The 7,925-nt window shown below is 49.5% G+C and carries 6 protein-coding genes; 1 reads left to right on the forward strand and 5 read right to left on the reverse strand.

Features of this window, described 5'->3' with window-relative positions; translation table 11 throughout:
• Positions 1 to 196: 196 nt before the first annotated feature.
• The 5 genes from ACESLU_RS08730 to ACESLU_RS08750 form a co-directional block, all read right to left on the reverse strand.
• The gene (locus ACESLU_RS08730) at positions 197 to 1,108 is read right to left on the reverse strand and encodes an EamA family transporter (protein WP_372638003.1); all 912 of its coding nucleotides are present in this window, start codon (positions 1,106 to 1,108) and stop codon (positions 197 to 199) included.
• A 115-nt stretch (positions 1,109 to 1,223) separates the two neighbouring features.
• Positions 1,224 to 2,054 carry a ketose-bisphosphate aldolase gene (locus ACESLU_RS08735; RefSeq protein WP_372638006.1) on the reverse strand — a complete coding sequence of 277 codons (831 nt, stop codon included), beginning with the start codon at positions 2,052 to 2,054 and terminating at the stop codon, positions 1,224 to 1,226.
• Positions 2,055 to 2,113: 59 nt separating this feature from the next.
• Positions 2,114 to 3,079, reverse strand: coding sequence for a carbohydrate kinase family protein (locus ACESLU_RS08740; RefSeq protein ID WP_372638009.1), 966 nt, complete (start codon positions 3,077 to 3,079; stop codon positions 2,114 to 2,116).
• 6 nt (positions 3,080 to 3,085) lie between these two features.
• Entirely contained in the window at positions 3,086 to 4,000 is a 915-nt protein-coding gene (locus ACESLU_RS08745) for a 1-phosphofructokinase family hexose kinase (protein ID WP_372638012.1), read from the reverse strand.
• 91 nt (positions 4,001 to 4,091) lie between these two features.
• A complete protein-coding gene (locus tag ACESLU_RS08750) occupies positions 4,092 to 5,237 on the reverse strand; it encodes an SIS domain-containing protein (protein WP_372638014.1) in 1,146 nt (381 codons plus the stop codon).
• A 969-nt stretch (positions 5,238 to 6,206) separates the two neighbouring features.
• Here ACESLU_RS08750 and ACESLU_RS08755 point away from each other — a divergent pair.
• Positions 6,207 to 7,925 (forward strand): hypothetical protein (locus tag ACESLU_RS08755; protein WP_372638017.1); only part of this gene is annotated, 1,719 nt, incomplete at its 3' end.

Consider the following 7,925-nt stretch of genomic DNA (forward strand, 5'->3'; position numbering starts at 1 on the left):
GGTGGGAGGAAAGTCGGGTACTTCCGTATTGATTGAGAGAAAGCGGAACCCTTCCTCTTCGCCCTCCTGTTGCAGAGCGGTCCGGTCTGTGTTCAGGTGCGTATGCGCATCGATCTTGTCAATTTCGGCGTAGAGTGTTTTAGTGTGACTCGATAAATCCATAATGTTGAATATTTGTTTTTTTAAATAGGTCCTGTTACTCATCAATAATTTCCATTTCCTCCACCTTCTCTGTGCTTTCCTCAACAATCGCCAGCAAGTAGGTGGCAGTAATGGCGAATATCATCCCGATTAATGTGACGGTGTGAGGGAACACGGCATAGAGCAGCAGGGAAATGACAATAGTGATAACCGGAGCCACGGCGTTCGTCAGTGGAGAAACAACAATCGCTTTTCCGTAACGGTAGGCATAAACAAGGCATAACGCACCGACGGCATTTAGAATCTGAATCATAGCGGCCAGGTAGGGACCCTTGAATCCCCAGTTAATATCCTGTGAGAAATCGGTCATCCATATGGCAAACGGAGAGAGCAGCAGGCCCGTTACGGCCATGTAAAAGAAGATATTTTCGGCTTTCATCGATTTGTTGGCAAACTTCATAAAAAAGCCCTGTATACCCCAGGCAAAAAAGACAAGCAGGGTGAGCACCAGCCACCAGTAGCCTTCGATGACCGTATTCCCGGGTGGTTGGTAGGAGAGCAGGGGAATGGCGATCAAGGCCAGCAGAATGCCCACCCATCCCTTAAACTGTGTGCTTTCTTTGAGAATAAAAATGGAAAGAAGAACCGTCACAACCGGCGAGAGTGAGATAATGGGAAAAATAATGTATGCCGGTCCCATACTCAGGACCTGAAACAGCACCAGCTGTCCCCCCGCCCCGAGAAATCCGATCACAGACCCCAGGACAATCGATTTGGAGTCATACTCAAGTTCCCAGTCGATGATCTTCAAGGCGACAAGCGCCGGGGGAATCATCGTCAGCGACCATACCACATAGCCCAGGGTAGCCGGAAACCCCGCCTGCTCGGTGATCTCGATAAAAGCACCCCAAACGCCCCAGAATACTGTTGTAATCAGTGCAAAAATCAGCCAGATTTTCGATTTCATAATATAGAATATCTATGTGAATGTTTATTGGATGATAAACCTGTAAATGAACTATTGCCCGTCTGTGCTCATGTTACTGCTATCCTCGTTCCCCCCGGGCTGCAGTTAGGCAGCTTTAGTCGGCATTTGCTCCTTGAATGATGGCTATCTTTCCCTGGACCAGGTGATTGATTTTTTCGGTAGCCGGGGGAAATACTTTTCGAAGATCAATTTCAGTATTCTGGTGCAGTTCTTCCTGCAGGGTTTTCATAAAGATATTCTTGATTTCAGTAGCTACATTGATTTTGCGTATTCCCCGACGGATGCCCTGCTGCAGCTGAGCGTCGGGAATGCCGGACCCGCCGTGCAGAACCAGGGCACAGGAGGTCGCCCGGTGGATTTGTTCCAATCGTTCGAGGTCCAGATTGGGCTCTTTTTTGTAGAATCCATGGGCCGATCCGATGGCCACGGCAAGGGCATTCACGCCGGTCTGTGCTACAAACTCTCGCGCTTCGTCAGGCTTGGTGAAACCCTCTCTTTCGTGCGATTGGCCCAGCTTGGCCACATATCCCAGCTCCGCTTCCACATTGGCGCCGTACGATTGGGCCAGCTCGGTGACCCTGGACGTAATGGCCACATTTTCGTCGAATGATTTTTCGCTGGCATCGATCATGACCGAGTCAAATCCCTCGTCCAGGCACTCTTTGATGAGATCGTATGATTCGGCGTGGTCGAGGTGAAGCCATCCTTCAACACCATGTTTTTCCATCGTCGATCGTGCAAGAGACGCCGCTACACCCGCCCCGAGGTAGTTGATCGTACTCGGACTGGCCTGGAGGATGAGCGGCACTTCCTTTGCCGAGGCTGCCTGGAGCACGCCCGTGATGGTTTCGAAGTTATAGAAATTAGTGGCAAGGAGGGCGGATCCTTCGTCCTCGAGTTCTTTGAATTTTTGTTGAAGAGTCATAACAGGTGATGGATTCTAAATAATTAAAGTGTGGGTGAATGTAATAAATAAATAAGGAATTATTCCTGTTTCCCCGTCCGAAGTTCAAGTGTCTTACCCAGTTCGCTCACCTGCCGGTAGCTTTGGATGCCGTCGGTCCCCCCAGCCGCGGTGGTCGAAACCGCCGCGGCAAGATTTCCGGCCGCCAGGCATTCCTTCAGGGGCTTGTCTTCTAAAAATCCGTGGATGAAGCCGGCATTAAAGCTGTCCCCGGCCCCGACCGCATCGACAAAATTATTGGCAACGTTATAAGCCGGGACCGCATCTTTCCGGCCGTTTTTCTGCATGACCGCTCCCCGGTCCCCGCATTTTACCACAATGCAGGTGTCATATCCGGACAGCTGATCCAGCGCCTCGTCAACACCGGAGGCGCCCGTCAGCTGAAGCAGCTCCTGATCGTTAGGCAGGAAAAAATCAAGCAGTGGCAGCAGACGCTCAAAATCCAGGTCCCATTCCTCTTGCGGGTCCCACTGCGTATCCATGGAGGTCGTCAGACCAAACTCCTTGGCTTTGCGAAAAAGCGGCAGGAGATCCTTCTTTATTCCCGGCTGAAGAAAGACGGCCGAAGTATGGATATGGTGGCTTTTTTCAAATAGTTCATCCGGGACTTCGGGGACGGTCATGTGGTTCATGGCCCCGGGATGGGTAACCATCATGCGATCGTTGTCGTAACGAAAGATGACCGTTGCCCCCGTCTTCAGCTGGTCGTCTGTAATCACATAGTCGGTATTTACCCCTTTATCGGAGAGGGCATTCATCACAAGGGACCCGAATTGATCGCTGCCTACTTTGCCGCAAAAGGCCACGTCCACCCCAAGGCTGTTGCTGTTTGCCGCGTAGATGGCCGTGGAGCTGCCCAGTGTCAGGGTCATCTCGTCGGCGATCTGTTCTTTTCCGAATTGCGGGGGCTTGTTGAGTTTGTTGAGTATCAGATCCACATTCAACTCGCCCACCACCATTACATCAAATTTTTTATCCTGCGACATTCATTATCAGATTTTGTTACAAGTTACTTTTTTCGTCAAATCCTGCACATCGCTGTTATAAAGCATCCCCAGGTCGGGACGCAGGCAGTTAGCGGTCCCGCAGGCTGTTCCCAGAACGGCCCTATCCCGCAGGGACTGTCCCCTGTGCTGGGCCACGAGAAGTCCCGCCAGTAGGCAGTCGCCGCAGCCCACTGTGCTGATCACTTTTTCTACGGGGCAGTAAGCGTGATAGACGTCCTCACCGGAGGCCAGATACAACCCATTGGCCCCGTCCGTTACGGCAGCAACCTCGCAATAGTTCAACAACGCCCGGGCATAGGTGTCCGCCGTATCCTCCCGTCCCAGCAGCGACCGGGCTTCCGATGTATTGACATGAATGCCGTAGGGATGAATATCAACCGCCTGTTTCAGCCGTTCCCCCGAAGCGTCAATCCAAACGGAGAAACGGGGATCATCACAATACGTGCTCAGCGCCTGATAGACATCGTCCGGCGACCCGTCCGGCCATGAGCCGCTGACGCATATCAGGTTGCTTTGCTGTGTTTGGTGGTCCACCGCCTCCCAAAAATCCTGCAACTCCTGTTCGGTAATAGTGGGACCGTGTTCCAGGATTTCGGTATCCTTGAGCTCTTCCTCCGACCGGATAGTCAGGCAGGTGCGGGTCCACCCCTCAATAGCGGGACCCGAAGATTCGACGCCCTCCCGGCTGCACATCTGTTTGATCCACTGGCCGGTGGGACCTCCCCAGAAACCGGTTACATGGCTTGCAACCCCGATCTCATTGACAGCCAGGGCTACATGCACTCCTTTGCCACCGGGAAACGCCGCTTCGCCCGAGCTTCGGTTGACTTGCCCTGACTTGATGGAAGAGAGGCTCAGAAATTTATCTACCGATGGGTTGGGACAAGCAGTAAGGATCATGGGTTCGGGTTCGAAGATGAACGAAGAAAGATTGATGGTCGAATATTCAGATTCATAACAGTATCATGCTTACATACCGGCATAATCAATATCACTCCTCGGAGTCTGGATAAATTGTAACACCTTTGACCACTCTCGAAATCGCATTGTTTTTGGATGGAGCATCCGGTTCCAGTCCCAGGTCAAGTGATTTATAATAACCGATCATCTGGGCCGGGAGAACATATGGCAGCAGATCATAATCAGACGGCTCCGGCTGTTCTTCCTGCCGGATTGTTATATTCAGATCGAGATCGAATACCTCTGCCTGCCGAGGGTTGTGGAATACGCCAATACAAGTCATAGCCGTATCTTCATATAAGATTTGTTCTACCAGGTCTTTCTCGTAACGGAATACATGCTTATCCGAAGAAAAGAGAAAAACCAGTATCGTTTTCCCGTCCACTACAGCTTTGGGACCGTGCCGGAAGCCCAGGAACGAATCAAATTTGCCGACAACCTCTCCGTCGCTGAGTTCCTGAACTTTGAGGTGAGATTCCCGAGCAATGCCCAATAGAGGTCCCGAGCCTAAAAAGACGATGCGGTTAAAGGGTTGCGCCGATATGGATTTCAGGGGGTCCGCAGCTGTATTGATAATATGACTGCTGTCTTCTGCTATCCGGGGAAGCGAATCAACCGTTCCATTGTTTTTCCGCTGTTCAAATTTCGAGAAGTAAACAGCACTTAACACCATCGAAGTAAAACTGCCGGTCATGGCCAGTCCCCGGTCTTCCGATGCCGGAGGTAATACGAAGGCACAGCCATTTTCCAGCTGTTGAATTTTTTGGGCCAGGCGTCCCGATTCGTTACAGGTTATGGCAAGGTGATGGACGTCCTCACACCGGGATTCCGCAATGTCAACCGTTGCAATACTCTCCGGACTGTTGCCCGATCGTGCAAAAGAGATTAATAGTAAAGGAGCTGAGGTATCAATGTAGTCACTGAAATGGGTCACAAGTGTAGTGGTCGGCAGGGCACGGGCAGAAGTTTGCTGTCCTTCAAACAGATGTTCAACAGCCTCACCGATAAAAGCAGAGCTTCCGGCTCCCGTTAATACTACATTCAGGTGCTCTTTGTTATAGACCGAATGTAAGAAATCAATAACATCACTATTTTCGCGTATCAGTTGCCGGGTTTCAATCCAGAGATCCGGTTGTCCCTCGATCTCTTTTTGAGTGTGTACATACTTTTTTTTCACGGTAAACTCCTTCTTTTATAATGGCTTAATTTTTTAAATGGCTTAATTTTTAAAAATGATAGTAACAGATTCATCTTTTCCAGTGTACAGGATTCAGGTATTATTTTATATTCATCCAATCTATTAAAAAGCCTTTGGAAGATCGACTCCGGCTGTCCCCGCCATCCGCACTGCTGTAAGGCGGCCATGCGCGTAATTAACGTTTCCCCGCCCCGGACGGAAAACCCCACCGCCTGTTAAAAAGTTTATCAAGGTCTTATGTCCGTCTGATAATGGTACACCAATGATAAATTAATATCGATGAATACGAACCAGGCTTTTGCGTCCAATGTTTATCTCACCTGTAAATAACTGAAAGAATATAAAAAACAAAAACCTGAATTTCTTTTTGTTTGTTTGTGAGTGGTCAAGATAAATTAAATAAAATGTGTGTATTTAAATTACTAAATTCAAGTTTATATTCGCCTATAAAGAAAGGTAAAAAAAATAAATACCTTTTTAATAATAAAAAAAAATAACATAAAATTTTTATTTTATTGCTATTTATTGTATAAAATAGGGGAGCACATTAGCTTTGATAATATGTTTTTTGCCTGTATGATAGAACCATTGGTATGAAACGGGGAAAAACGGTTGCTAAAACCGGCCGATTTTTTGTTTCTTGGAGGAGATCTGATAGAAAAAAGTAAAACAAGGGAAAAAGAATAGAGAATATAGAATTCAAATCGCCCCCTATGATAAAAGGGCAGAATACTCTCATTCCCTGAAGAGGACTTTGAAAAATCAGGATTTTTGATCAATATCAAAGGCTGAGCGCATTCAAAATTACAGTATATAAAGCATATGTGAGGATTTTGAATGCATGAAAATGGAGGGATTAGCCAGATGAATAGTTCTGCAAAAGCCTCCTGAAGTGATTCCAGGAAATAAAGAAGCCGGAAAGGTTTATAAAACAAAGACGAGTTAATCATGAAAATCCGCGGCCATTATTATCGAATATTGCTGACGGGGATGATCCTCATCGGGGTCGTGGCGTGGTGGAACCGTGCGTTGGCACAGGATAAAAATATCGGGTACAGGGGCGAGGAATCGCAAAGTTCTCCCGGCGATGAGGAGATAGCCATTGCCGCACCGGGAGTGTATGATCGGTCGGGAGCGACCTACAAGCTGACTCGTGACATTTCCAGCACGGGGAGTGCGGTTTTCCTCGGAAAGGATGTCACCCTGGATCTGAACGGGCATACGATTTCCTATGCCGACGGTCCCTATGAACATCTCCCCAATATGGGCTTTGAAGAGGGACTCAAGGGATGGGATGTCTCTGAGGCTCCGGGCGCCGAAGTGCTGCGGACGAGAGACTCCCGCCCCTTTATCGGCGAGCACCTCCTCAGCCTGGAGGCCGGAGATGAAATTGTTTCCGAATACATTACCCTCCCCGAAGCTAATCGCTCCTATTTTGCCATGGCCGGTATCACCGGTCGCCTGTATGAAGATATGGACGGTGATCTGGATAACGACATGCGAATAAGCGTCTATGTGGAAGATGAATCCGGCAGCGAGGTCAGGCTGAATACCGAGTACAGCGACACCACCATGATGAGCGTCCCGGTCGAGCACCGGTCGCCGCGGCTGGGAGGGGGCGTGATTTATGCCCACCTCAATAACCTGCCCGCCGGAAAATACCGGGTGCGCGTCAGAGCGGAAACGGACTGCCTGGTGGACCAGATTGATATTCGTCCCGCCATGGATGTGGGCGTAGGGATTGTGGGGAAAACGCATCCCGTGGCACACTATGATCATATGCATGAGAACAGGCACAGCGCTTTTTTTGATTATACCGAAGATGTATCGGAGGGCGCCCCGCCGGATAGTATTCCCCGGGTGGAGGGCAAAGGGACGGTAATCATCAAAAACGGCGTCATTGAAAGCGCTGCCCGCGGGGTGCTGTCCTGGGGCATTCAATCGACAGCGGAGGAGGTCAGGGTTATTTTGGATAATGTGAAGATCGTAACGTCGGGAATCAATGCCGTTGCGGTGGATGTGCCTCACGCCACCATTACGCAGTCTACTTTTCAGGTGGACAATCCTTTTATTATTAACCGGCACGGCTCGCAGTTTTATGCGGTTGACTTACGGGGTAGCAGGGCTTCTGAAGTTTCCTTTTCGGCGTTTTACGGGGGACAGGGTTGCCTGGTTTTTAAAGGGGAGCACTCCAGGGTCCATAACAACTTTTTTGAAAACCACCAGAAGGTGACCAACCACTACAGTATTATGGCGATGGGGGATGGCTCCCAAATTTTTGAAAATGTATTTGAACCTGAAATCGGGTCGGGTATCGAGATTTTCCGTCACCGGGACATAGCGATCTTTAACAACCGTTTTGAAATTACGGCCGCACCCCGGTCCACTGAATACCATCACCGGTACAGTACGAATGGGATCCGAATTGCAGATTACGGGGCCGCCAAAGGGTCTCCGAGAGGCGCCTATGGCAATAGGGTCTACAACAACAGTTTTGTGATCCGGGGAAAAAAGTACCGCGAGTTTCTGGATTATACGCCGGTGGCCTCCGCGGTGTTTTACAGTGGCAGCGCCGGGGACGACCACTTTTTTGGCAATGATATTACTGTTGAACAACGGGATCCCCGGACCGATGCTGAGGCCCATGCATTTTATATCGGGAATGCG

This window comes from Fodinibius sp. (assembly GCF_041642155.1).
Lineage (GTDB): Bacteria > Bacteroidota > Rhodothermia > Balneolales > Balneolaceae > Fodinibius.

Excerpts from the sequence above, each read along its gene's own strand:
- ACESLU_RS08730 (WP_372638003.1), bottom strand. The coding sequence starts at position 1,108 with ATGAAATCGAAAATCTGGCTGATTTTTGCACTGATTACAACAGTATTC.
- ACESLU_RS08735 (WP_372638006.1), bottom strand. The coding sequence starts at position 2,054 with ATGACTCTTCAACAAAAATTCAAAGAACTCGAGGACGAAGGATCCGCC.
- ACESLU_RS08740 (WP_372638009.1), bottom strand. The coding sequence starts at position 3,079 with ATGTCGCAGGATAAAAAATTTGATGTAATGGTGGTGGGCGAGTTGAAT.
- ACESLU_RS08745 (WP_372638012.1), bottom strand. The coding sequence starts at position 4,000 with ATGATCCTTACTGCTTGTCCCAACCCATCGGTAGATAAATTTCTGAGC.